Origin of the sequence: Bacillus sp. FSL K6-1145 (assembly GCF_038003425.1) — a bacterium.
GTDB classification, from domain to species: Bacteria; Bacillota; Bacilli; order Bacillales; family Bacillaceae; genus Bacillus; species Bacillus pumilus.
In genome coordinates this window covers 1,041,092-1,065,624 of record NZ_JBBOPC010000001.1, presented here as the reverse complement: position 1 = coordinate 1,065,624, position 24,533 = coordinate 1,041,092, and the positions used below count along the sequence as shown (strand labels likewise).

The 24,533-nt window shown below is 41.0% G+C and carries 26 protein-coding genes and 1 pseudogene; 11 read left to right on the top strand and 16 right to left on the bottom strand.

The window, feature by feature from the left end; all coding sequences use genetic code 11:
- Positions 1–136 precede the first annotated feature (136 nt).
- Genes MHH41_RS05195 through MHH41_RS05185 form a run of 3 tightly spaced genes read right to left on the bottom strand, consistent with a single transcriptional unit; the run spans position 137 to position 1,858 of the window.
- Entirely contained in the window at positions 137–547 is a 411-nt protein-coding gene (locus MHH41_RS05195) for a DoxX family protein (RefSeq protein WP_003211332.1), read from the bottom strand.
- A 56-nt stretch (positions 548–603) separates the two neighbouring features.
- Positions 604–1,443 carry a M56 family metallopeptidase gene (locus MHH41_RS05190; protein WP_340865822.1) on the bottom strand — a complete coding sequence of 280 codons (840 nt, stop codon included), beginning with the start codon at positions 1,441–1,443 and terminating at the stop codon, positions 604–606.
- A complete protein-coding gene (locus tag MHH41_RS05185; RefSeq protein WP_003210872.1) occupies positions 1,436–1,858 on the bottom strand; it encodes a BlaI/MecI/CopY family transcriptional regulator in 423 nt (140 codons plus the stop codon). The genes MHH41_RS05190 and MHH41_RS05185 overlap by 8 nt, the downstream gene beginning before the upstream one ends.
- A 266-nt stretch (positions 1,859–2,124) precedes the next feature.
- Here MHH41_RS05185 and MHH41_RS05180 point away from each other — a divergent pair, with 266 nt between their 5' ends.
- Positions 2,125–3,270, top strand: coding sequence for an AbrB family transcriptional regulator (locus MHH41_RS05180; protein ID WP_003211629.1), 1,146 nt, complete (start codon positions 2,125–2,127; stop codon positions 3,268–3,270).
- Positions 3,271–3,304: 34 nt separating this feature from the next.
- Here the strand turns inward: MHH41_RS05180 and lepB are convergent, their stop codons facing one another.
- Both lepB and MHH41_RS05170 read right to left on the bottom strand, forming a co-directional pair.
- On the bottom strand, positions 3,305–3,817 hold the full coding sequence (gene lepB, locus MHH41_RS05175) for a signal peptidase I (protein WP_041815362.1): 513 nt from the start codon (positions 3,815–3,817) through the stop codon (positions 3,305–3,307).
- Positions 3,817–4,434: a TVP38/TMEM64 family protein gene (locus MHH41_RS05170; RefSeq protein ID WP_080772985.1), complete on the bottom strand. Its 618-nt coding sequence runs from the start codon at positions 4,432–4,434 to the stop codon at positions 3,817–3,819. The genes lepB and MHH41_RS05170 overlap by 1 nt, the downstream gene beginning before the upstream one ends.
- Before the next feature lie 150 nt (positions 4,435–4,584).
- Here MHH41_RS05170 and MHH41_RS05165 point away from each other — a divergent pair, with 150 nt between their 5' ends.
- Entirely contained in the window at positions 4,585–4,947 is a 363-nt protein-coding gene (locus MHH41_RS05165; RefSeq protein WP_003210969.1) for a hypothetical protein, read from the top strand.
- Positions 4,948–5,015: 68 nt separating this feature from the next.
- Here the strand turns inward: MHH41_RS05165 and MHH41_RS05160 are convergent, their stop codons facing one another.
- The 3 genes from MHH41_RS05160 to MHH41_RS05150 all read right to left on the bottom strand — a co-directional run bounded on the left by MHH41_RS05160 (position 5,016) and on the right by MHH41_RS05150 (position 7,739).
- Positions 5,016–5,972: an LCP family protein gene (locus MHH41_RS05160; protein ID WP_335365292.1), complete on the bottom strand. Its 957-nt coding sequence runs from the start codon at positions 5,970–5,972 to the stop codon at positions 5,016–5,018.
- Between the two features lie 257 nt (positions 5,973–6,229).
- Positions 6,230–6,505, bottom strand: a complete 276-nt coding sequence (locus tag MHH41_RS05155; protein ID WP_106032325.1) for a barstar family protein — start codon at positions 6,503–6,505, stop codon at positions 6,230–6,232.
- Positions 6,506–6,569: 64 nt separating this feature from the next.
- On the bottom strand, positions 6,570–7,739 hold the full coding sequence (locus MHH41_RS05150; protein ID WP_340865819.1) for an MFS transporter: 1,170 nt from the start codon (positions 7,737–7,739) through the stop codon (positions 6,570–6,572).
- A gap of 144 nt (positions 7,740–7,883) precedes the next feature.
- Here MHH41_RS05150 and pdxR point away from each other — a divergent pair, with 144 nt between their 5' ends.
- Entirely contained in the window at positions 7,884–9,323 is a 1,440-nt protein-coding gene (gene pdxR, locus MHH41_RS05145; RefSeq protein ID WP_340865818.1) for a MocR-like pyridoxine biosynthesis transcription factor PdxR, read from the top strand.
- 30 nt (positions 9,324–9,353) lie between these two features.
- Here the strand turns inward: pdxR and MHH41_RS05140 are convergent, their stop codons facing one another.
- The 3 genes from MHH41_RS05140 to MHH41_RS05130 all read right to left on the bottom strand — a co-directional run bounded on the left by MHH41_RS05140 (position 9,354) and on the right by MHH41_RS05130 (position 11,995).
- Positions 9,354–9,836 (bottom strand): hypothetical protein, encoded by a 483-nt coding sequence (locus MHH41_RS05140; protein ID WP_003211388.1) that lies wholly within the window; start codon positions 9,834–9,836, stop codon positions 9,354–9,356.
- 315 nt (positions 9,837–10,151) lie between these two features.
- Complete coding sequence (locus tag MHH41_RS05135) at positions 10,152–11,258, bottom strand: D-TA family PLP-dependent enzyme (protein ID WP_050945377.1); 1,107 nt, start codon at positions 11,256–11,258, stop codon at positions 10,152–10,154.
- A gap of 158 nt (positions 11,259–11,416) precedes the next feature.
- Complete coding sequence (locus MHH41_RS05130; RefSeq protein WP_003212419.1) at positions 11,417–11,995, bottom strand: competence protein ComK; 579 nt, start codon at positions 11,993–11,995, stop codon at positions 11,417–11,419.
- A gap of 288 nt (positions 11,996–12,283) precedes the next feature.
- Here MHH41_RS05130 and MHH41_RS05125 point away from each other — a divergent pair, with 288 nt between their 5' ends.
- Positions 12,284–12,514 (top strand): IDEAL domain-containing protein, encoded by a 231-nt coding sequence (locus tag MHH41_RS05125; protein WP_003210924.1) that lies wholly within the window; start codon positions 12,284–12,286, stop codon positions 12,512–12,514.
- A 63-nt stretch (positions 12,515–12,577) separates the two neighbouring features.
- Here the strand turns inward: MHH41_RS05125 and MHH41_RS05120 are convergent, their stop codons facing one another.
- Positions 12,578–13,438, bottom strand: a complete 861-nt coding sequence (locus tag MHH41_RS05120; RefSeq protein WP_340865817.1) for an SDR family oxidoreductase — start codon at positions 13,436–13,438, stop codon at positions 12,578–12,580.
- A 145-nt stretch (positions 13,439–13,583) separates the two neighbouring features.
- Here MHH41_RS05120 and MHH41_RS05115 point away from each other — a divergent pair, with 145 nt between their 5' ends.
- The 5 genes and pseudogenes from MHH41_RS05115 (at position 13,584) to MHH41_RS05100 (ending at position 18,683) form a co-directional block, all read left to right on the top strand.
- Positions 13,584–15,116, top strand: a complete 1,533-nt coding sequence (locus MHH41_RS05115; protein WP_003211807.1) for an FAD-dependent oxidoreductase — start codon at positions 13,584–13,586, stop codon at positions 15,114–15,116.
- 91 nt (positions 15,117–15,207) lie between these two features.
- Positions 15,208–15,747 (top strand): annotated as a pseudogene (locus MHH41_RS18800) (protoglobin family protein); the annotation flags it as partial.
- Between the two features lie 144 nt (positions 15,748–15,891).
- Entirely contained in the window at positions 15,892–16,503 is a 612-nt protein-coding gene (locus MHH41_RS18795; protein WP_438264050.1) for a methyl-accepting chemotaxis protein, read from the top strand.
- Between the two features lie 61 nt (positions 16,504–16,564).
- Positions 16,565–17,149, top strand: coding sequence for a histidine phosphatase family protein (locus tag MHH41_RS05105; protein ID WP_251191019.1), 585 nt, complete (start codon positions 16,565–16,567; stop codon positions 17,147–17,149).
- A gap of 388 nt (positions 17,150–17,537) precedes the next feature.
- Positions 17,538–18,683 (top strand): serine alkaline protease SapB, encoded by a 1,146-nt coding sequence (locus tag MHH41_RS05100; RefSeq protein ID WP_034620013.1) that lies wholly within the window; start codon positions 17,538–17,540, stop codon positions 18,681–18,683.
- Between the two features lie 40 nt (positions 18,684–18,723).
- On the opposite strand, the gene MHH41_RS05095 is transcribed toward MHH41_RS05100, so the two are convergent.
- Positions 18,724–20,007, bottom strand: a complete 1,284-nt coding sequence (locus tag MHH41_RS05095) for a M48 family metallopeptidase (RefSeq protein WP_321999195.1) — start codon at positions 20,005–20,007, stop codon at positions 18,724–18,726.
- A 177-nt stretch (positions 20,008–20,184) separates the two neighbouring features.
- Here MHH41_RS05095 and MHH41_RS05090 point away from each other — a divergent pair, with 177 nt between their 5' ends.
- On the top strand, positions 20,185–20,592 hold the full coding sequence (locus MHH41_RS05090; protein ID WP_003211259.1) for a hypothetical protein: 408 nt from the start codon (positions 20,185–20,187) through the stop codon (positions 20,590–20,592).
- An 86-nt stretch (positions 20,593–20,678) separates the two neighbouring features.
- Here the strand turns inward: MHH41_RS05090 and MHH41_RS05085 are convergent, their stop codons facing one another.
- From MHH41_RS05085 to MHH41_RS05075, 3 genes are all read right to left on the bottom strand, one after another.
- Positions 20,679–22,232, bottom strand: a complete 1,554-nt coding sequence (locus tag MHH41_RS05085) for a fatty acid--CoA ligase family protein (protein ID WP_050945383.1) — start codon at positions 22,230–22,232, stop codon at positions 20,679–20,681.
- A gap of 171 nt (positions 22,233–22,403) precedes the next feature.
- Positions 22,404–23,393: a lipoate--protein ligase gene (locus MHH41_RS05080; RefSeq protein WP_050945384.1), complete on the bottom strand. Its 990-nt coding sequence runs from the start codon at positions 23,391–23,393 to the stop codon at positions 22,404–22,406.
- Between the two features lie 2 nt (positions 23,394–23,395).
- Positions 23,396–24,139, bottom strand: coding sequence for an MBL fold metallo-hydrolase (locus MHH41_RS05075; protein WP_050945473.1), 744 nt, complete (start codon positions 24,137–24,139; stop codon positions 23,396–23,398).
- 156 nt (positions 24,140–24,295) lie between these two features.
- Between MHH41_RS05075 and yhfH the strand changes: the two genes are divergently transcribed.
- On the top strand, positions 24,296–24,433 hold the full coding sequence (yhfH, locus tag MHH41_RS05070; RefSeq protein WP_008359029.1) for a protein YhfH: 138 nt from the start codon (positions 24,296–24,298) through the stop codon (positions 24,431–24,433).
- Positions 24,434–24,533: the final 100 nt, after the last annotated feature.

Here is a 24,533-nt window from a genome sequence, read left to right as displayed (position 1 = left end):
ATTCAATCTATTAAAGAAAGCGCTAAATGTAGCAAAGCCTCACATCCCTTCCTTATTTTCAAACGAGAAAATGAGAATTTGACCATTAAAAAAACTCCTCTGCCCAAAATAGCAGAAGGAGTTTTTTCATGATCTTTTAATGAAATTTTGCTTCATTGCTTTGCTGCTGATGCTTGAGTATCCCATCAATTGACAACAGCTTACTGCCGCTAAGAGTCAAATAAAGCGCCATGACGAGCAGCGAAAGTTCAAATTCATAGCCACCAACAAATCCTTTAGAAAAACCAACAGTGATAATCGCTACAGCCATAATTGGTACAAATAATGCTGCGAAAATACGTGTTCCTAGACCTAAAATCAAGGCAATACCACCGACTAGCTCAATTGTCTTCACAATATAGGCCATAAATTCAGGTACACCGATTTGTCCAAAGAATGCTGCTGTGCCTCCCAGCCCTCCTTGATATGCCTGAAGCCCATGTAAAAAGAAAATAATACCTAAAATAACGCGTACAAAAAGTGTTCCTATTTCTTGATTTGTTTTCATATAGTGATTTCCTCCTGTTTTTACACTACACAATGTAATGTTAATAAGTAAAAAAATTAGTAATTAAGGTTGAGCATAATCATTAAGACCACCATCAGAATGGCTGATGTGACGATTGGAATCATTGGTACATTAAAAGGAATATTGTAAGTTGGATTTAAGATTTTTTGTATTCTTAAATTCAATGCCCGATCCCCAAAGGACACCGCAAACTTTGTTTGTTTTTGAAACTGGGTTCTCTTTTTAATCAGCTTCAAAAGGGCCTGCCCTACTCCAAGCTCAGTACCTGTCTTCTGAATGGCATAGTCATCTGCAATCACTTCACGAAAAACAGAGTAGCTTTGTCTCATATGCTTTAACACTGGAATGTACCAAATGACTTTTGTGAGCATTGAGAACATGAAAGCCTTTAAAGGATCATAGCTGTATTTGTGATGCAATTCGTGATGAACTACAGCGTCAATCTCTTCTTCATCCAGCATGTCCATGAGAGCTGTTGATAAATAAACCTTTGGGTGAAGCATCCCCATTGCAAAAGCAAGCGGTTCATGACAATGAAACACGATGATGTCATTAGCATATTTCTCAGATAAAGATTCGGTCGACTGGTGATCGACTGCAAGCATCAGATTTTGCTTGAATTGAATGTACTTTTTGATTTGTTTCGTCATATAAAAAATCGCAAAACCCAATGTGTAGAGGACTAAGGCATCCAGAAAGTATTTTAAAGGAGTGAATCCATAGAATTCGAGCACAGACTGGCATACATGGATCAGGTTATATGCTTGATTCCAGCCAAAAAAGCTTGAAAGCACGTAATACCCCATCTGATGAAAAATGGCTAAACCAATCAATATACCGCCTGAAAACAGCAGACTCGACTTCATTTTATTCATTTTGCTGCTCCTCTTTTTTAGATGCTAGCCGTGCTTCTAGTACTTTGAGTAATTCAGGATCAGCACTTTCAATCGCATCCACCATATGATTCACTGCCAGTGGACCGAAATCATCCATCAATCCTTGTGTAATCCATTTTGTTTGCTCATTTAGAAATTCTTCTTTTGTTAAAATAGGATTATAAATAGATGAGCGCCCTTTTGTTTTTTTCTCCACAATTCCTTTTTCGGTTAAGCGGTTCAGCACAGTCATCACGGTGTTGAAATTAATCGGCTTCTCATCTGACAGCTTTTGCTGGACCTCTTTAATCGGCATATCCTCACCTTCATAAAGGATCTCCATAATTCTTCCCTCTAAAGGACCAAAAAAACGATTCAATCCCTTTTCATTATATTTAAAAGAAGGAATTTTCATGTTATCACCTCACACTATGTAGTGTAGTGTAATTGAAAATGATAGTCAACCGATAACATAAATAGGGGAAAATCGTTGTATATCGACTTTATTTTTGGTAAAAATGATATCTTTCTTTATAAAAATGTACTAATCATTTAGTGATAAGATAATCTTATGAAAATAGTGAAAAAATTCGTATTTTATTTATAGAGACTTTTGTATTATAGTGAAGTTAACAACATTTCACTTGCTGAACAAACATATAGGAAGAAGGTTTACATGTGATGAAACAAGGAAACAGCCTTCGAACCGATCTCATTCTCATTGCGATAAGCGGTTTAGGTGGATTTCTTTTGTCTTTAACAGGTATGTCCATTGGCTGGATGGTAGGTACATTAATCACCGCAGCTTTTATTGCTATGCGCCGCCCCACCCTGTTTCAGCGTAAAGGAACTAGCACCTTACGTATTCACAGCAGATGGCTGCTCCTTGGTCAATTCATTCTCGGAATCGAACTCGGACAGAAAATGAATATGAAGGTCCTTCACATTTTCGCTGAAAATTGGCTCCCTGTGAGTTTCATGCTCGTCTTTTCTATTCTACTGGCGATGCTCTCAGGCTTTGTCTTATGGAAGCTGAGCAAAACAGATATGCTGACAAGCTTTGTCGGAACTGCCCCCGGCGGTTTATCCGCTATGCCGGGCATTGCCCAAGAGGTGGGAGCCAATACAGCTGTTGTGAGTCTTGTGCAAACGATACGTGTATTAATGGTTGTACTCACTATCCCATTTACAGTGTTTTATTTAAATACAAAAAACCAAGCGGATGTGGCTGTAGTTACGCAAGGGAGCGCTTTTTCTTCGGGTGTTTTCACCCTTTCAAACATCTCTTGGACCGCTGCGCTTATTTTAGGTGCCTGGCTCATGTCACGCCTAGCAGTTCGTCTTCATTTCCCAGCTCCTTGGCTGATCGGCAGCATGCTAGGCGTCGCAGCTCTTCAAGTTGGTGCGGGCGCACTCATAGGTTATGATTTGATTCCTTATTGGCCGGCACAAGCGAACATTGCGTCTCAAGTATTTCTAGGTGCAACCATCGGTTCAAAAATGAATAAAGAAATGTTTGTCGGGCTAAAAAACACTCTCATTGTGGCTGTCGTCAGCTCAGCTGGGCTAATTGCTGCGACTGTCCTCAGCTCTATTGCCATCGCTGAGATCACAGGTATCTCTGTCATTACAGCCATTCTTGCTTTTTCGCCTGGCGGTATTGCAGAGATGGCAACAACTGCGGTCACACTGCATGAGGATTCTACCTTTGTTGTGGCTGTACAAGTCGTCAGAATTATTCTCGTCATTGCAATGCTGCCACCGTTTTTCCGCTTCTTACATCACGTATGGGCAAAAAGGCAGCCTGATTATAAAGCCGCAAAATAAAAAGAGACGCTTTGCATGTGCAGAGCGCCTTTTTTTATTCGCTGGTATTTCTTTTAACACCGACAACTTGATCCTTTGAAATGGTGCCAAAATGCCGGCTGTCGAAGCTATGTATTCGGTTATCTCCGACCACAAAGTAATGATTGTTTTTGATTTTATCGTCTCCTGTGATGGCTTTCAGCTGAAAATCCCCTGTCAGAACGTTCCCCATTTTATGTTGTTTCTGCTCTTTTAAATAAGGTTCCTTCTTTTTTTCACCATCGACAAATAACTGATCATCTTCATACTTGATCGTTTCTCCTGGGAGTCCAATGACTCGCTTGATCAAGATTTGATTTTTAGGTCCGTGAAATAACACATAATCAAACCGGCTAATTTTCGTGAGTTTTGGCGAGAACTTATTGATTAATAATTCTGTTCCATCTGTAAAAGTTGGGTCCATACTAACCCCTTCTACTTTGTACGTGACAAACATGAAATTCTTTACTTGGAACAATAAGACGATGCCTGTAATAATCATCAACCATAGCAATGGCTTCTTTTTCATTAAGAGCCTCCTTTGTCCTCACGTTTGCTCATTCGAATGTTTAACCTATTTTCTACTCTCTTTCCAACATACCATAATAGCGCAATAACTAGAACCGCAAAAACACTTCTTAACGGATTCTTAACTAAAGCAGAAAGATCATAACCAATAAAACTAATGATAAAGAGCATGACACACTTGCCAGATAAAGTAGCTAATGAGAATTGCCAAAAGCTAATTCTTGATAAACCCGCTACAACATTGACGGCAGCAGAGGGCGTGAAAGGAAAGCAAAGTAAAATAAATAATGGACCAAACCCCCGCTTTTCCACCCAAAGCATCAATTTTTTAATGGAAGGATGCCTGCTGATAAAGTTGAGCATTCTCATCTGTCCAAATTTTCTGATCAGTAAAAAGACAAGAATAGACCCTGCACTTGCGCCAATCCAGGTCAATAAAAATCCTTCCCAAAGGCCGAATGCATTTGCATTCGCTACAGCAAACGCAACGAGTGGTAAAAACGGAAGAAATGCTTCTATTAAAGGGAGCAATATGGCCACAATCGGTCCAAAGGCCTTGTAGCTCTCAAAAAATGATGTGATATTTTCGTGAGTAAATAGGGAAAGAAATGATGTCAACTTGTTTGACTCCTTCAAGGTTTGTCTACTTTTCATTTTACATGGAAAACATAAAAATATACAAATGAATCCCCCCCTTGAGATTATTTGACTCATTCGGTATAATAAATAAGAACGTGTGTTCTATCAAGAAAGAAAGCAGGCTTGGACATGACGAGACTATCAAGAATACAGCTTCAGATGATGGAACAGGCCATCTTTCTTCCAATGGTCGTCTCCATCCTCAATCGTGATTTGACTCACTTAAAACAACATCAAACATTCAAACTAAATGAACCATACATTCAGCTTGTGACCTCCGCCTTAAAGGAAGCACAGAAAGCACTTTATGAACTAAAGCAGCATTTACGTAAAGAAAAAATGAAGGTACAGCAAATTGAACACGATGAAGGATTTACAACGTATCTATTTATCATGGATGGCTATGAAGAAAAACATAAATACTTTAATCCACGTATACGTCACCGGGTAGAGGAACTGCTGACTCGGTATTTTCTTCATCAAGCGAATTGAATTTGCTTCATTGTCGCGCTTCCCCATTCAAAGCAAAAAGCCTGCCACAGCGGCAGGCTAATGCTTCTTTATGATAATTCAAGCTGTTCTCTCAGCTCTGTTCTCACTTCTTCTAATCCAGCGCCATCTAACTCAAAGTAATACACATTCCCAGGCTGATAATCATGGCCCTTTAGCTGAATGGTATCTACTGATGTCAATGAGCTCAATAACGGGAAAAGACCGATAAACTGCTTCATGGACAGATTGGTTGAAACATTGTCACCAAGTGTATCAATGATGTTGTCATAGGATGGGATCGAAGAAATGGATTTAGATTTTTCAAAGATGGCTTGAAGTGCTTCCATTTGGCGCTTCCCGCGCATAAGGTCACTGTCTGCCTTCCTTGTTCTCACAAAGGCTAATGCTTCTTCACCATTTAACGTATGTGTTCCTGTTTGCACATGAACTTTCCCTTTTGAATCCTTTTCCATTTGTTTTGCGATACCTTCATCTTCAATCGTTACGTCAATTCCGTTTAGCTCATCTACAATGTCTTGAAACGCCTTAAAGTTCCCTGAAATCACATAGTCTACAGGAATGTTCAGCAGGTTTTCGACCGTTTTGACTGACAAATCTGCACTCCCAAACGCATGGGCGTGGGCGATTTTATCATATCCTCTTCCCGGAATATCTACATAAGAATCACGAGGAATACTGAGGAGTTTGATGGTTTTCTCTGTTCGGTTCACAGCCGCCAGTAAGACCGCATCACTTCTTGCTTCGTCTACCGTTTCACCTGGACGGCTGTCAATTCCAAGCAGCAGGACCGAGAAGCTGTCCTTTCCTGGATCAAAAGCTTTCACACGCTTTTGCGAGGTGTCTCCTCTTTCTAATGACACTTGCGCCTTATTCGACGCTTTTGAAATTTTATAGTAAGCATATCCTGTCACAGATATTGCCATCACCATGACAAATGCCATGATAAACAGCACGACTTTCACCCAAGGTCTCAGCCTTCTTTTTGATCTTGTTTTATCCTTCATCCTTTCCGAACCCTCACTCTATCTTAGTCTATCAATGTAGGTTCCACTATAACATATTTTAACGAAAGTTTCCTGCACGCAACATATTTTTATGAATCCACAATTAAAAAAATTTAAAACTCAGATAACTCAATCTTTTAATCTGCCGGTAGTGTTCTTTTTAAATGATTCCGTATAATTAGCATTGTCTACATCCATATCATCGCAGGAGAAAATTCAGAAAAAAGCAGCCTCTAATGTCGGCTGCTTTTTCACCATTATTGAAAACTCACTTGAAATTGTCCCTTCAATTCCTCTTCTGCTTCTTGAAATAACTGCTTTACGCTTTCTGCATACTCGCCAAGAGCGTCCTTGCTCGTGTCAAAATTCACCCATGTCAGCTCTACTGGCAGATTTACTTCTCCTGTCAAACAGTCCCATAGAGCATCGAGATTTTTCCCGTAGTAGTCAGGAAGGTGTAAAACTTTTTTTAGTTGGTCATGAAGCTCTTCTTGCGACCTGCACGACGCGCCGTCCAGCTGCACTTTTTTCATGTCATCTTCCCCTCTCATGCCTTTATTTTAAACGAATGGAAGGCAAAAGAGAAAGCAAGACTCCTCACTTTTGTTTCTGTCTGACACTTGACATCAAAAGGATGAGACAAGCTGCCAAAACGACCAAGAAAAAGACGGTTAACACCATCTGAGTTCCGAACAGATCAGCGAAGAGCCCGACAAAAACACTTGGAAGACCCAGACCTAAATAGGCAAACAAATAAAACCCGGCAACGGCTCTAGCTGCCTCCTTTTTTCCCCGCTCGACAATAAGCTGAAGACCGCCTAAATAAGTAAATCCATAGCAGGCAGTACCCGCAAGCATCGTTCCGGCAAGCACAAGAATGATGGATCCACTATTTGCTCCAAATAGCAAGAGACCGTATCCACATGGAAGACAGATAAATCCGGCAAGGAGCGCTGCTGTGCTATTCATTTTGCGAACAAAAGGCTGCATCAGGACACCTGCCATATTAATCAAAAACAGTGCCGGTCCTACCCATAATTCATATCCATTCAATTTAAGCTGTGCTGGCAAAACCGAAATCACAAGGCCGCACACTGACCACGCGACAGCAATCGCTGCATTCGCTGGCATTGTTCCTTTTGGAAATGTTGGCATGTTCATCATCGGTTTATCTGCATCTCCTTGTACAGGCGGAACGAAAAAGAAGACACCCACGATCGTTAGGATTAAAAAGCCCAGCACAATCCAATAACTAAGCGGCGCAAGCGTCACATACTGAAAAGAAAGAAGTGCCGTAAAAAGAGCACCGCCCCCAAAGCCAACCGAACTGCATAACGCAATAAAAGTTGGAATCCAGCTTGATTTTTCTGGATATAAAGCAATCAAATAAGCAGTGCATGTGCCAACACTCAGGCCAAGCCCCACCCCTTGCAGCAGCCGCGCCAAAAAGAGCATCTGAATGGTAGGATGTACGATCATCAATAAGGTAGCACATAACGAAAAACTAAGTGCGACCAATAAAACCGGTTTGCGTCCAGCCCGGTCAGATATCCCGCCAAGAAAAAGTAAAACTGGAATCAGTCCGAAGACATATGCAGCAAATACAAGGGCTGTAGCCGCCTTTCCGTACCCTGCTTGTTCGGCATACAACGTATAAAGGGGCACCTGCAGATTCACTGCGGTTGTAATCATAAAAAGACCAAATAAAACGAATATAAATGGAATGATGGATAAGTGTGCGGTTTCTTCTTTAGCTGCAGGGATCATTTCACTCTCTCCTCTAGTCATAAGCATATGAGAACAGTGTACACACCTTTTGGCTTACTTCCTATATCCAAAAACGATGCTATTGACCACTCCATATTCCCGTGTCATCATCATGTTATATGTGACAATGAGAGAAGGTGTCCGATGTATATTTATTTAGACCGCTCAAGTACTACCCCGCTCTGGCAGCAAATCGTGACTGGGATCATTCAACAAATTCATTCCAAAAAACTGAACCCCGATGATCAGTTAACACCGACACGCGTATTAGCACAGGAGCTCAATGTATCAAGATCAACTATACAGCTTGCTTATGATGAACTGCTGGCAAGAGGATATGTCAGCACATCTAGAAGAGGCGGTACGAAGGTCATTTCGAGTGATCACTATGCGGCCTCCACTCCCCATCAAGGTGAGCCGCCTTTTCCTCTTCCGGTAAGACCACACTTTCAAGAGGCGGAGAAACAAATGAACCACTGGCTGTCGGCCAATCAATTTCATGAGAAGCTTGATATTGATTTTCGTCATCAGGAACCAGCCATCGATGAACATTTCCAAAACATATGGAAACGCTCGCTCACAAAAGCATTACAGCGATTAGAGATGAAGGATTGGGGCTATTCCTCCCCGCATGGTTTATGGGAAGTACGTTCAGAAATACGCCAATACTTATCAGTAGAACGCGGCATCGATGTAGAAGAAGATCAAATCATGTTAACAGGAGGCACGCAGCAAGCCATTGATTTGATTTCACAGGTATTGCTTAAAAAAGGCGATACAGTAGCTGTTGAAGATCCAGGCTTTCCTGGAGCAAGGCTTTCCTTTATGCATCGTGAAATGAACATTTATCCCGCGCCCGTCGATGAAGAAGGGATCATGGTGAATACATTACCACGAAAAACAAAGCTGATTGCGGTGACGCCCTCCCATCAGCGTCCAACCGGTGTATGTATGAGTGTGAGCAGAAGGCAGCAGCTGCTAAAATTTGCCGTCAGTCATCAGTCATATATACTAGAGGATGATTTTGATGGAGATTATCGTTATCATGGCGGACCGCTTCCTTCCTTATTTTCAGAAGCACCCGACCATGTGATTTATATCTTAAGCTTCTCCAAAGTGCTGGCACCCGGTATCCGCCTTGCTGCCATTATCGGCTCCAAAGCCGTCATAAAAGAGATCGCTTCCTTGCAATCACTCATTCAAAGACAGCTGCCCATTATGGAACAGATCACACTCGCCTCTTTTTTCAGAGAAGGAGAATTTACGCGATATGTCAGGCGAATGAGACAGCTATATAAAAAAAGACAGGCTGCCATGATGGATGCCCTTTTAACACAACAATTTGACAAGCACTTTCATATTTATGGAACAGATACGGGTCTTCATGTCTTTTTGGAAGGAGCGCCAAACTTTGACGAAAAAGGCAGTATTGAGGCAGCAAAAGCAGCAGGTATTGGCATTTATCCATTAAGTCCTTATTGTTTTGAGAGCAATCGAAAGGGATTACTGCTAGGCTTTGCTTGTACGGACGAAAACATGATTCAAGAAGGTGTGCGCCGCTTAAAGCAAATACTTTATATGTAAAAAAGCCTGGAAGTCCGCCTTCCAAGCTTTTTACGTTGATTGCTGAATGCGGCCGACTTCTTCAATAAATGCAGCTGCCCTCTGCAATCCATCTTGTAGATGATGAGTAGCGGAAATAAACAGCTTTTCTTGATCTGGGCGCTTTAATAGCTGCTCCACCTGACCAATTCCTTTTTCAAATGAATGAAGACCTGTCTTTAATTGTTCATCTGCCTTTTGATAAGCGGCTGGAATTTCTTGATGAGCAAGCCCCTTTTGAATCACACGATCAAAGGCTTTCGTCGCCTTTTTCAATTTTTTATTTACTTGGATCTTTCCCTGTCCATCTGAAATAAATTGGTCGGTCATGTTTTCATAAGCTTCATTTAACTCATCCATATAACGCTGAACCCATTGTTCATACGCAGCTTCTTTTGTGTCTTGTTTTGAAGGCGATTGACCTGCTTGCTGACAGGCTGCTAGTAAGGTCACTATCAAGGTGAATAGCAGCAGCAATTGCGATTGTTTTTTCATACAGAGCCTCCATTTCTTATTCCCATTCGTTCATATCGGTCAAAATAGGAGGATCCTTTACCACATACGAACACTTTGCAAGAAATGATTTCTTTTATTGTAACAGACGGCTCGTGTCACTTCTGTGATTTATGAATAATTGCTTGAAAATACGTCTAAGGATCCACATTTCTCTGTCATTTGGTGGACAGTCTACCGATACACACTCAATAGACGACTGGATATATGGATTTGGTTTCAACAAATTCATGTGCATGGTGGATGTTCTCGTGTCATCATAATGATGCCCCAACGAAGTCGCCTTGTCCTGTTGATTTATTGAAGTTTACCTTTACAAGCAATGTCAAGCTCTTCGACTACTTCACCATCTTGGATGAGATAGGCTTTTTCATGAAGATTGACAGCGGGACAAATATGATTTGGAATGATTTGCACCTTCTCACCGATCTGGACAGTCTGACGGAAGCCTTCGTGATAAATGATGGCATGCTCATCAAATACACTGGAAACAAATACATCATCAAAGTCTTTTACCTTGCCTAGTCCCTTTGTTTTCGTCAGCCCTTTTGTACGGGTTTGAGCCGTGAGCCCTTTGGCTCCAACATCTGTAATGACACGAGTATTTGTTGGCTTACTAATCACCGTCGTCAGGACGGCTGCTGCACAATGTGAAAAAGTGCCGATCACATTGGACTGAGAGGCATCCATGAAGATGTATGTGCCTGGGCGGATTTCGGTCACTCCCTTTGGAATATCAAATTGAAATAAGAACGGTGGTGTTGATCCTATGCTCACTACCTCTAGCAGCATGCCTGATTCTTTTGCAATCTGTGCAAATCGAAGCGTTCGATTCACAGCGTCTTCATATAATGTCTGACAATGCGCTTTACTTTCCGCCTTGTATGTATGACCATCATGAGAAAAAATCCCTTTTAAATGAACGAACTCACATGTTTTTATCGCCTGCAAGATTTGACGGAAATCACTCTCTTCAATGACACCAGACCTCTCTTCTCCAACCTCTATCTCAATTAAAACCTCCGCTTTTTTCTCTGCTCCACGAAAGACATCTTCAATTTGATGCACATGCTCTACACAATCTATTCCAAATGAAATGTGTATCGACTCTGCCAGCTTTCGAATTCGCTTCAGCTTTGTCTCACCTACAATTTGATTGGCGATAAAGATATCTGTTAGCCCATGCGCCGCCATCACTTCTGCTTCCCCTACTTTCGCTACAGTAAAGCCAGATGCGCCCATCTCCTCCTGCACCTTCGCAAGACCAGGTGTTTTATGTGTTTTCGTATGAGGACGCAGTTTGACTTGCTGACGGTCCGCATATTGCTGCATAGCAGCTAGATTCTCCATCATCACCTGTTTATCAATTAATAGCGCCGGTGTATCTAGTTCATCATAAGTCATCATCATATCCCCTTTTCTGTCGCTCGTTATATAAAATTTTATACGTTGTACTTAAATTATATAATTTGTTATATAATTTTCAATGTTTTTTTCTTCGAGAAAGTAAGACGATATGCTAAACATAAGGAGTCCAGCGGCTGGGCTGCCGCTGGTTTTAGTTAATATCTGTTCCGAAGCTCCCTTAATATAAAATCGTATACAAGGTTGAGCTGTTGTTCCTTTGGATACAGCATAAATTCTTGTTTTTTAGGAAGACCACCATCAAGGCGATCTTGAAATTTCGTTCGGAGATACGCTGTTCTGTGCACCTGACTCTCAAATGACTTATATGAGACATCGAGTTTGACGGTTTGCTCATTTGTAAAGATGACCACCGTGTCTCCGAGGGATGATTCCTGGAAGGTATGAATGTATTTGTGGGAGATCCAGCCGCACTGAGGACGGTTGGATGAATAGGTTGGGAAGAAATACAGATGATTGGATGAGTCAATCACAATTGGAGGCTTGTGGGATATTCCTGTTACTTCATATGTTCCCGCTTTTCTGCCTGCATAGCTTGAGCCGAAGAATCGGCAGCTGCGTTCAATAATTTGCAGAGGTTTTAATTCAACGTAAAAGCTTGTCTCTCTTTCTATGACTTTTGAATATACTCTTTTTCCTTCTTCAACCGGAAGGATCGCCATTGTTGTTTGATTAATGACGTATGAATCTAAAGGTGTTTCACTAATTCCTGACACTTCATTTCCTCCTGTGTTAATTTTTGGTTATTTTAGATACTATTAATCTATCACCAACATATAAGAAACGACAGGATTTTTTCAAAATTTATTAAAAATCATTTTTTTATCGTATTATTTAGTCCATTCGATCTATCGAAAAGCCTTTTTTAAGATATATCACATTGTGTCGATTGGACAAGAGGTGTCGATTTCGCTCAAAAATAAATTGTCTAAAAATTATAAATTCTTGTTGATTTTTTCTTCGCCAATCCATATACTATAAAAAAGGCATCGGGGGGATTCTTTATGAAAGAGAAAAAAACGTATGCTGAGCTCATGAAGTCCCGCAACACCCAAAAAACCGAAGAAAACGGCGTGACGATTTTAGACATCTATATTCAAATGGTTTTAGATGAGGCGCTTTATAAACAGCGCTTAACCTTCCTTAGAGAAGAGATTGATAAGGCACTGGATCAGCGTGATGAAAAACGATTCAACGACCTGTCAGCTCAATATGCAGAACACTGCTTACATTAATCATGATGATTTTACTTGCGGCAAAGAGGGCAGCAACTCGTCTCTTTACCGCAAGTTTTTTGTTTATCCATTTAAAATGGTTCCGCCATTGACATGCAGGATTTGTCCATTTATATAAGAGGAGTCTTCGCTCGCTAAAAATAAATAGCTCGGCGCAAGCTCTACTGGCTCACCAGGACGCTCCATTGGAACATCTCCGCCAAATTCAGAGACTTCCTTTTCCGTAAAGGTCGATGGAATGAGGGGTGTCCAAATGGGTCCCGGGGCTACCCCATTCACTCTAATCCCTTGCTTAATGAGCGATAAAGATAATGATCTCGTAAATGTCACGACTGCCCCTTTTGTAGATGAATAGTCAATTAAGGTTTCATGACCTTTATAGGCTGTGACAGATGTGGTATTAATGATACTGCTTCCTTTTTTTAAATGAGGAAGTACCGCTTTTGTTAAGTAAAACATGGCAAAAATATTCGTTTGAAATGTTCGAAGAAGCTGATGTGAGGTAATCTGTTCAATGCTTTTTTGCGGATGCTGTTCCCCGGCATTGTTCACCAAAATATCAATGGAACCGAAAGCATCCTTCGTTTTTTTGACGACCTCATTTGAAAACGACTCATCTCCTAAATCACCTGCAATTAAAATGACGCGACCTCCCGCCTTTTCAATATAGTCCTTCGTTTCCTCTGCATCGCGGTGCTCACTCAAATAAACAATGGCGACATTGGCGCCTTCCTTCGCAAATAAGACCGAGACTGCTCTTCCGATCCCGCTGTCCCCACCTGTCACAATGGCTGTTTTCCCTGCTAATTTTTTATTCGGCACCTCTCGATCAAAAACAGGCCTTGGATTCATTTTATATTCAAGACCTGGACGCTCACTTTGATGCTGAGGCGGCAATGTTTTCTTCGGCTGCTTTGTTGACACGTCTGACCACTCCTTCCTTTTATCTTGTTTATTTTTATGTGTTGGCTATTTTTTTATGTATGCCAGACTAGTTTCCTTTCAAATGTATGATTTTCTTCATTGTGGAAAAATTATACACAACAAGTCACTAACTGGAGGCGACAGTATGGAGCAAGAACATAAAGGATTGGAACAGGCAAAATCGTTATGGATAGCGGATAGTCAAAAGCATTCTTTTCCTACAGTAGATGAGGATCTCACAGCAGATGTCATCATTGTTGGTGGTGGTATTACCGGTATCGCTACCGCGTTTGAAATGACAGAACGCGGGCTGGATGTCATCATCATTGATGCTGATCAACTGCTGCAAGGTACGACCGGACATACGACAGCTAAGATTACCTCACAGCACGATGTTTATTACCATGAGCTGATCCAGCAAATTGGTATGCCCAAAGCCCGTTTGTATGTAGAAGCAAATGAGAAAGCAAAAGAGCTAATTCAAGCTCGCGTCCAAAAGTACGACATCGATTGTCAGCTAGAAGTCAAAGATGCGTACCTTTATACAAAGGAAGAAAGCGGTGTAAAAAAATTAAAAAAGGAATTAGATGCCTACAAACAGCTTGGGATTGATCGGGGATGGAAAACAGCGCTTCCTTTTGATGCTGACATCAAGGCTGCCCTAGCAATGACGCAGCAGGCACAGTTCCATCCCCTTCATTATCTCAATGCACTCATTGACCAGCTCCTAGAGCGTGGTGTACGTATTTATGAACAGACAACTGCTGTTGACGTAAAAGAAGGAAACCGCCCTGCTGTCGTCACAAAAGACGACCATCACCTGACAGGCCGCTATATCATATCCTGTTCGCACTTTCCTTTTTATGATGGAAAGGGACTTTATTTCACGCGCATTCACCCAGAGCAATCTTATGTGGTAGCAGCCAAAACAACGAAGCCGCTCCCAGATGGAATGTACTTAGGGATCGACCAGCCTGCTCATTCTTTAAGAACGACAGAATGGCATGGTGAGGAAGTCGTTCTCATCGGAGGAGAAGGTCATAAAACTGGTCAAGGCGGGGATGAATCTGCTCACTATGAAGGACTAGAAAGGTTTGGAGACGCTACCCTTGGAATTGAAGAGGTGCTGTATCGCTGGTCGACACACGATATGGTCACAATGGATCAAATCCCTTACATTGGCCGCCTAACCAAGCACCATCAAAATATCTTCGTTGCGACCGGTTTTAGAAAATGGGGCATGACGACAAGCCACGCGGCAGCTACTCTTATCGGTGATTTGATTGAAGGAAAATCGAATCCATACGAATCCATTTTTACGCCATCAAGACCTGTTTCTGATTCTTTCGTCAAAGATTTCGTTAAAGAAAACAGCAATGTCGCTGCCAAGCTGATCAGTGGTAAATTAAAACGAACCGATCAAACCATTGATGATTTAAAGCCAGGTGAAGGCGGCATTGTATCGTATGAGCATAAAAAATGCGGCGCCTTTAAATCAGAGGATGGGAATATCTTTCTTGTGGATACAACGTGTACTCACCTAGGCTGTGAAGTCGCTTGGAATAATAGCGACCGCACTTGGGATTGCCCATGTCACGGTTCACGTTTCTCCATTACTGGAGAGGTAGTAGAAGGCCCAGCAAAGAAACCACTAAAAAGGTCTTATAAAGAACAGTAAAATTTTACTGATCCCCTTTAAAAAATCCAATATTATCCGATAGATAATATAAAGTCTGATAATTTGTGATGATTATAGGGGGACAAAAACATTGTTATTTAAAAAAGAGACGAAAAGAAAAAACACTGCTTTTTTCACACAGCAGGATGATGGGATAAAACGTATCAACTTTTCTGACAATACGGATATCGCGAAACAAATTAAAATGATAGACCTGACGCAGCATGACCTATTTATTCTAAAACAGCTCAATCCAATTGTTCAGGAGGATATTGCACGTATCGTTGATAAATTTTATAAAAATTTAGAAGTCGAATCTTCCTTGATGCATATCATTCAAGATAATAGTTCTGTCGACCGTTTGAAAAAAACACTCCGCATTCATATTAGTGAAATGTTTGCAGGTGTGGTTGATGAAGCCTATGTGGCAAAACGAATTAAAATTGCGCAAGTTCATTTACGGATTGGCCTCCAGCCTAAGTGGTATATGGCTGCATTCCAGGACCTTCTGCTATCAATTATGGATTTATTTGCTCAGCATATCCAAGATTTCAAAGAATATCAGACAGCAGTCAAAGCGACGACAAAAATCTTAAATTTAGAGCAGCAGCTTGTCCTTGATACATTCCAAAATGAATATTCTAAAATTCGTGATGAAGCAGAACAGCAGCAGCAGGAGCTCCATACAAAAATCACAGAAACATCAAATTCACTTGCTTCTCTCTTCTCAAACACAACAAATGCCGTGGACAAGCTTGTATCAAAATCTGATGAGATGGCAGACATGTCGCAAGCTGGCACGCAAATTTCAGCACAGGTCGAGGAAAAATCGATTGGCGGTAAAAAAGAATTAGAGATTCAACAAACACAAATGAACCAAATTGATGGCAGCATGACAAAGATTGAAACAGAAATTAAGCGTTTAGAAGAAATCGCCAAACAGATTGAACAAATCTTTGGGATTGTCACAGGCATTGCAGAGCAGACGAACTTGTTATCTTTAAATGCTTCCATCGAATCTGCACGAGCAGGCGAACACGGAAAAGGCTTTGCTGTCGTCGCAAACGAGGTTCGTAAATTATCAGAGGACACAAAGAAAACGGTTTCAACCGTATCTGAACTCGTCAACAATACCAATTCACAAATCTCCATTGTGTCTCAGCACATTGGGGACGTGAATTTACTCGTGACAGATAGTAAAGAAAAAATGACTCAAATCAATTCGCTCTTCGATGATATCGTCAGCAGCATGAACTTAAGCAAAAATCAAAATGGAAAAATTGAAATAGACCTTCAAACCTTCCTGAACGAATTGAAGGAAGTCAAACAAACGGTTTCTCAAGTTGCCAACTCAGTCGAATCCTTAACAAGTCTCACAAATCGCTAATCCAGTCTTTTTTCTTCTGCTTTAGTATAATAGAAGAAAAGATAGAAAAGGCGGGATTTGATTGACAACAATTTGCCTAGTCAGGCACGGGGAAACAGATTGGAATGCAGCGAAACGAATTCAAGGACGAACAGATATCCCTTTAAATGATACTGGTAAATGGCAGGCTGAACAAACGGGTCTTTATTTGAAGGATGCCCATTGGGATGTTGTCATTTCCAGTCCACTCACAAGGGCAAAAGAAACAGCACACTTGATTTTAAAACATATAGATGCGCCTCTTGTCATCATGGATGATTTCATTGAGCGTGATTATGGCGATGCTGAAGGCATGTCATTTGAGGAGCGCCAAAAGCTTTTTCCAGATAAACAGTATCCAAATATGGAGCCGCTTGAAGCGATTCAAGATCGAATGGTAGAAGGCATTGAGAAAGTTAGAGCAGCCTATCCGAATCAACAAGTCCTGATCGTGGCACACGGCGCTGCCATCCATGCTTTACTCACCACCTTAGCGGATGAACATCTTGGTCTTGAGAACACGAGGCTCGTCAATGCTTGCTTAAATTATGTGGAATGGAAAGATGGTAAATGGAAGGTGCTTGATTACAACGTGGTCAGCCATTTAACTCAATCCTCTCCTATTTAAAGAACCTGTTATGTAAACAGGTTCTTTTTAAATGACAAAAACAATGATAAAATAGTATTTTTTTATATCGAAATTCGAAATAGATGCTAGACGTTTCTACCTATTTTAAGGCTTTTCGGGTATCGAATATTTCTCCGAAAATGGATCATAAGAAAAAAAGCACATTTCCTTTTTAATAGATAACCGCTGAAATAGTAGAATAAACATATTTTACCATCATTTCCAAGTGACTTAATTCCCCAATTTTCGCTAGGACTTTCACAAAAATTCGGGTCTACTCTTATTTGCCTACTTCCCTTAAACTGAATATACAGAATAGTCAAACGGATCATTCTTATAGACTACGGATGATTATTCTGAAATAAGAAAAAAGGGATGTGGATTGTGCGTGAAAAAGAAAAATGTGATGACAAGTGTTTTATTGGCTGTCCCTCTTCTGTTTTCAGCAGGGTTTGGAGGCTCCATGGCAAATGCCGAGACGGTCTCAAAGTCAGATAGTGAAAAGAGCTATATTGTTGGCTTTAAAGCCTCTGCCACTACAAACAGCTCTAAGAAACAAGCCGTCACTCAAAATGGTGGAAAACTAGAAAAGCAATATCGTCTCATTAATGCCGCACAAGTAAAGATGTCCGAACAAGCCGCAAAAAAACTTGAACATGACCCTAGCATTGCTTACGTAGAAGAAGACCACAAAGCAGAAGCATATGCACAAACCGTCCCTTATGGAATCCCTCAAATCAAAGCTCCAGCTGTACACGCTCAAGGTTATAAAGGGGCTAATGTCAAAGTAGCTGTCCTTGATACGGGCATCCACGCTGCCCACCCTGACTTAAATGTTGCAGGCGGTGCCAGCTTCGTCCCTTCAGAGCCAAATGCCACCCAAGACTTTCAATCACATGGAACTCACGTAGCCGGAACCATTGCTGCCCTTGATAACACAATTGGTGTTCTTGGGGTCGCTCCAAGTGCTTCCCTATATGCTGTTAAAGTATTAGACCGCTATGGCGACGGACAATATAGCTGGATTATTAGCGGTATTGAATGGGCAGTAGCCAATAATATGGATGTCATCAACATGAGCTTAGGCGGACCGAATGGTTCAACAGCGCTTAAAAATGCCGTTGATACAGCGAATAACCGCGGAGTCGTTGTTGTGGCGGCTGCAGGTAACTCAGGTTCCACTGGCTCTACAAGTACAGTTGGCTATCCAGCAAAATATGATTCTACCATTGCCGTTGCCAATGTAAACAGCAACAATGTCAGAAATTCGTCTTCTAGCGCAGGCCCTGAATTAGATGTTTCTGCACCTGGTACTTCTATTTTAAGTACAGTACCAAGCAGTGGATACACATCTTATACTGGAACGTCTATGGCGTCTCCTCATGTAGCAGGAGCAGCAGCGCTTATCCTTTCTAAGTACCCGAATCTATCAACTTCTCAGGTTCGCCAGCGCTTAGAAAACACAGCAACACCGCTTGGTAACTCCTTCTATTACGGAAAAGGGTTAATCAACGTTCAAGCGGCTTCTAACTAAACAATAAAAAAATCCGGCTCATACAGCCGGATTTTTTTATTTATTGCTTCCTCGACGTTTCCTCTTTTTCCGCTGCTTTTTCCATTTCCATGATTCTCTCCATCATAGTTGGGTGCCCGTAGCGGAAGACCTTCACTAAAAGTGGCGGATTCACCTGAGACAGCCCTGATTTTGCAAGTTTTTGAAAAGACGTCACCCCTGCCTCTCCGTCTTTTGTCAGGTTTAGCGCATACTCATCAGCTGCACGTTCTTGATGTCTTGAAACTGCATTTGTAAAAGGTGATGCTGCAAATGACAGCATCGATACAATCATGAGAAGAAGCGGAAGAGCAGCGATGTCGCGCGGCTCCCTCAGCCGAAATAGAACTGCTCCTTTACGATAGAAATAAAAATAGAGACGGTCGATCGCAAAAAATCCCGCAAGTGACAGTACTAGATATCCTGCTAATCCTATATAGACATGCTTCATGACGTAATGTCCCATTTCATGTGCCATGATAAATAAAATTTCGCGATCTTTCAGCTTTTGCAGTGTCGTATCCCATAACACAATACGCTTATTTTCACCAATCCCTGTGACATAAGCATTCATCGTGTTCGTTTTCTCAGACATATTGACCTCATATACATGACCTGCCGGGATATGAGCTTTGTCTGCAAGTGTTAAGATCTTGTTCTCAAGAGCTTGATCCTTTAGTGGATAAAAATTGTTATATAACGGATCAATGACGACCGGCTGTATAAAGAAGAGAAATAGCGTGAATGGAACTGTCAAACACCAGGCATACAGCCACCAGCGCTTTCTTCTTTTTTGAATAAGCCAAAAGAATACAATAGCACATAGGGCAAGAAGCGGATATTGAATCCAGAAATCTAGAATTTGATCTTTCAACCAGCTTACCGTACTTTGAGCAGATACTCCGTAGTGCAAAGACAGCTGATAACCAATCCACTTAATGGGAAGTGAAATCAGCATTGTCAAAAGCGACAGCACAAACACATATACAAGTTTACTTAAAAATGTGAAACGAGCTGCTGCCAGGCTCCAGTCTGCTAATTTTCGTGAAAACCCTGAAATGAGCAGAAGAAAAAAGACATACCAATCTAATGGAATTGTCATGAAAAATAGCAAGTTACGTAATCTCGAGAAATTCTCGCTGATGGCAAGCTCATGGCTTCTCATAAAGGTATGCGGATCTGCACTTGTTCCTTTTACACTGTCAGGAACCGATGCATCTCCAAATAGAAACAAATAAGAATAAATAAAAAGACCGTACAATATGTATGCTACCGTTGCAAGAGCTACCCATTTACGTACTCGCACAGGTCAGCCTCCTTTCCATCCCTCTCTCTATTCTAATCATCCATTATTTTGTTTAGAACCTGTCTCATGTGGCTCCATCATAGCATGCCCTATCTGAAAAAGCTTTCACGAAAAAAATGATTATGCTACTCGAAAATCGGAGATGCTACATATAAAATAGAGAGTTGGAGGATCGAAATGAAGAAAATCCTTGCAGGAGTTGTGATCTTTGGACTTTTACTTATTACCTTCTTTTATGTATTCAGCCGGACGAGCGAAATCTTTGATGAGAATCGAGCTGAAAAATTGCTCCTTTCATCTGAAAACGAGTCCACTTCTTATGAAATAGATGATAAGGACACAGCAGAAGACTTAATAGAAGAATTAAACAAAGGCAAACAAACAAGCAATCATCTCAAGAAAAATTTAAAGAAACCAGATTATATCGCCAAGGTGATGTACGGCCGAACAAACGGCACCACCTTTCAGCTTTGGACAAACCGTTCGCAGGTCGTTTTTTTAGTAGATGGGACTTATTATGAGCTGAATCAAAAACAGTCTAATTCTTTTCAGAAACAGTTAAAAGAAGCCATTCTAAAGGGCTGAAATTTTATTTTATCCCTTTGTCTTCTTATCAGCGTGATAGAACCTTAGCACACTAAGGGAGTCTCTTCATAAGAGACCCCCTTTTCTTATTTACTTTCCTCTGCTTGATACTTTTCCTTTAGTGCTCTTCTTAAAATTTTACCTGTTGTGTTCTTTGGAATATCATCTATGAAATGGATCGTTTGGGGCTGCTTATATTTCGCTAAAAAGCGTGAACAATGTGTGATGATGTCTTCTTGATCGATGTGAGCATGTTTCTTGGGGGAAATGTAACAGACGACAGCCTCTCCGGTGTTCGGATCTGGCACACCGATGACAACGGCTTCTGCTACAGCTTCATGTTGATAAAGCACTTCTTCTACTTCTCTTGGATACACATTATAACCGCCAACAAGAATCATATCCTTTTTCCGATCGACAATATAAATGTATCCTTCTTCATCTCTTCTTGCTAAATCACCGGTGTACAGCCATCCGTCTCTTAGTGCAGCTTCAGTATCTTCTGGCATTTGATAATAGCCTTTCATAATGTTGGGTCCTTTTGCTATGAGCTCTCCGACTTCATTTGGACCGACTTCTTCTCCCAGTTCATTCACAATCTTATTCTTCACATTCATAATGTCGGTCCCGACTGAACCGGGTTTTCTTTTTCCATCAAGAGGATTGAATGCAGTTACTGGGGAAGCCTCTGATAATCCGTAACCCTCCAGCACCGTGACACCAAATTTTTTCTCAAAACCGTGAAGTAAAGCAACAGGCATTGAGGCACCGCCTGATATACAAATCCTCACAGAGGACATTGCTTTCTCATGCCCTTCCTGGCGGTACAAATAGTTATACATAGTTGGAACACCAACAAATAACGTTGGCTTCTCTTTTTCCATCATACGCAAAAGCTCTGATGGGCTGAAATGCGGCAGGACATAGATGGTCGCGCCATGAATCAATGGTGCATTCATACAAACCGTTAAACAAAATACATGGAACATCGGCAATGCAGCAATCACCTTGTCCTTTTCATCAATGGATAGGTACTCAGCAACGTCTCTGGCATTTGAATACAGGTTGAAATGAGTCAGCATCGCACCCTTTGGTTTTCCTGTCGTGCCAGATGTAAATAAAATAACTGCCGTATCGTCCTGATGAATAGATGGATGCACGTTCTCTTTCGCATGACCAGACACAAGCTTTCCAAAGAAGACAAGTTGATCTGATACTTCCTTAAAACTTGATCTGCACGCAGATTCATTTTCTGCACAAATAATCACCCGTTCAATAGACGGAAGCTGTTCATACACTTGCTCGTACACTGGCAGCAGTTGTTCAGGGGCAACAATGCCTTTTACATCACCTGTAATCAGCATATAGCCAATTTCACTAGGCGTGTATGTTGGATTGATTGGTACTACGACAAGCCCGGCTTTTAAAGCACCAAAAAAAGAAATGACAAAATGCGGTGAATTTCCTAAAATAAGCGCGATATGATCCCCGGCTTGAAATCCTTCGCCCACTAATCCATCTGCAAAGCGCTCGATACTTGTCATGAGCTCTCGATAGGTCCACTGATTTCCTTCAAAGATCAGTGCGATATCTTCTCCCTTCGTCATCGCCGTCTGCTCTAGATTTTTGATCAAATCCATTCTCCCACCCCTTACATGTCATCAATGAATGAATAACCATTCATTTTATGGCCAAACATTCCTCCTTTCTATTATAATAGACAATCGAAAAAATCCACAAGATCAAATGTAAATCGCTTTCAATTCTTTCAATCAAAAAAGCACCGCTATCTCTAGCCGTGCTTGTCCCTCTTAATAAATCAAATCAAGAAAATCCTCTTTTGATACATTGCCGAAGTAGTGGCGCATGTCCATATCTTCTAATACGTCGCTGATCGTTTTGCGATCATATTGTTGCCCAATGAGTCTTTTTTCAATATCAGCAATATCCCCTACACCGAAGAAATCACCAAAGATCTTGCAGTCCTGGATCATCCCTTTTTTCACTTCTAATCGAAGATCAATGGAGCCTGCTGAGAATCTTTTAGAATGCTGTAAATTAAATTTCGGTGAACGGCCGTAGTTCCATTCCCATTTTTGATATCGTTCCCGAGAAATCTCGTGAATCTTTTCCCAATCCTTCTCAGTCAACTGATATTGAGGAACATCCCCATTCGTATCGAAAATGTAGCTTAACAGAATTTTTCTAAATTCTTCTGTTGTCATCTTTTGATCCATTAATTCACTAATATTGGCAACCCTGCTCCTAATGGATTTAATGCCTTTTGATTCAATCTTTTCTTTTTTCACATTTAAAGCCGAAACAACATGTTCAATTTCTGAATCAAATAGCAGCGTGCCATGGCTGAAAATACGTCCTCGTGTTGCGAACTGGGCATTTCCAGAAATTTTTCGACCTTCTGCCATGATGTCATTTCTGCCACTTAATTCAGCTTTGACGCCTAGCTTTTCAAGCGCTTGGATGACTGGCTCCGTAAACTTTTTAAAATTATGGAAGCTGTCCCCATCGTCTTTTGTGATAAAGCTGAAGTTTAAGTTTCCTTTGTCATGGTAAACTGCGCCACCACCGGACAGGCGGCGGACAACTTTGATGCCGTTGTCTTCCACATACTTCGTGTTGATTTCTTCTATTGTATTTTGGTTCTTTCCTATAATAATCGACGGCTGGTTAATATAGAACAGCAAGTACGTTTCTTCTGGGTCTAAATATTTTAAGCAATATTCTTCAATTGCCAAATTAATCATTGGATCATAATGTTGTTCGTTATCGATAAACAGCATCTCTATCTTCCTTCCTTGTTCCATCTAAGCCCTGAATGGGCAAGCTGTATATTGCCAGTATATAACGCCTGTGCTTCATTGACTAGGTCTTTATGACGACCAAAATGGGGCAGGTGGGTGATGATCAGTTCCCCGACATTTGCTTCCTTTGCAAGTTTGCCCACCTCTGTACTATTCATATGTCCTGCACTCGATCCATCCTGTCCAGCGTAAAAATTGCTTTCAGCAATCAGTAGATCTGCATCCTTGCTAAATGGGATAAATGCCTCCTGATCACTTGAGTCTGCTGTATACACCACCACAGCATCCCCCGCCTGAATTCTCATCGCATAGCATTCTGCCGGATGAACCGTTTTCAAAAAATCAATTTGAAATGGACCAATTTGAATACCCTCTTCTGGCTGATAAGCCTTTGCCTTAGTATGTACATCATCCGCAAGCCGCCCAAATGCTTCTTGATTACCTGTATGTCCATAGATCGGAAGCGGACCGCTGCTTTTTCCTAAATGATATCCCACTAGCTTCGCATATTGGAGTGGTCCGATATCTGCAATATGATCGTGGTGATAATGAGAAAGGAGAACAGCATCTAGTTCTTCTATATCTATGTATTGCTGCAGTTTGGAAAGAACACCGCTTCCGCAGTCTACAAGTAGACGAAAGCCATCTGATTCAAAAAGATACCCTGACGTCGCTTCACCAGCGGCCGGGAATCCTCCGTAGCATCCAATGACAGTTAATTTCATCGTCATTTTTCCCTCCTTTTCTAAAAATCCCCTTCTTACAATATACCCATTTTTCATGAAAAAAGCATTCTTCTTGCCTATTGTTACAAAACAGATTGACAAATATCAATCTGTTATAATACAATAATAGCAACAAAACGTATTGGAGGATGACAAATGCTAGGAAAAATCACAGAATTTTTTAGAAATTTGCCTTCAAAAAAATGCACAAAATGTGGAAATGATTTAATGGAACAACACGAGTGTTACGGTAATGAATGTGAGGAATGCTCACAAGTAAGTTATCTTAAATAAGGTAATAAATTGAATTAAAAAGCACTTTTTTCCTCCGTCGTCAGTTGGAGTCAAAAGTGCTTTTTATTTTTTCTGAAAAATAGGTAAAAAGGTAAAACCC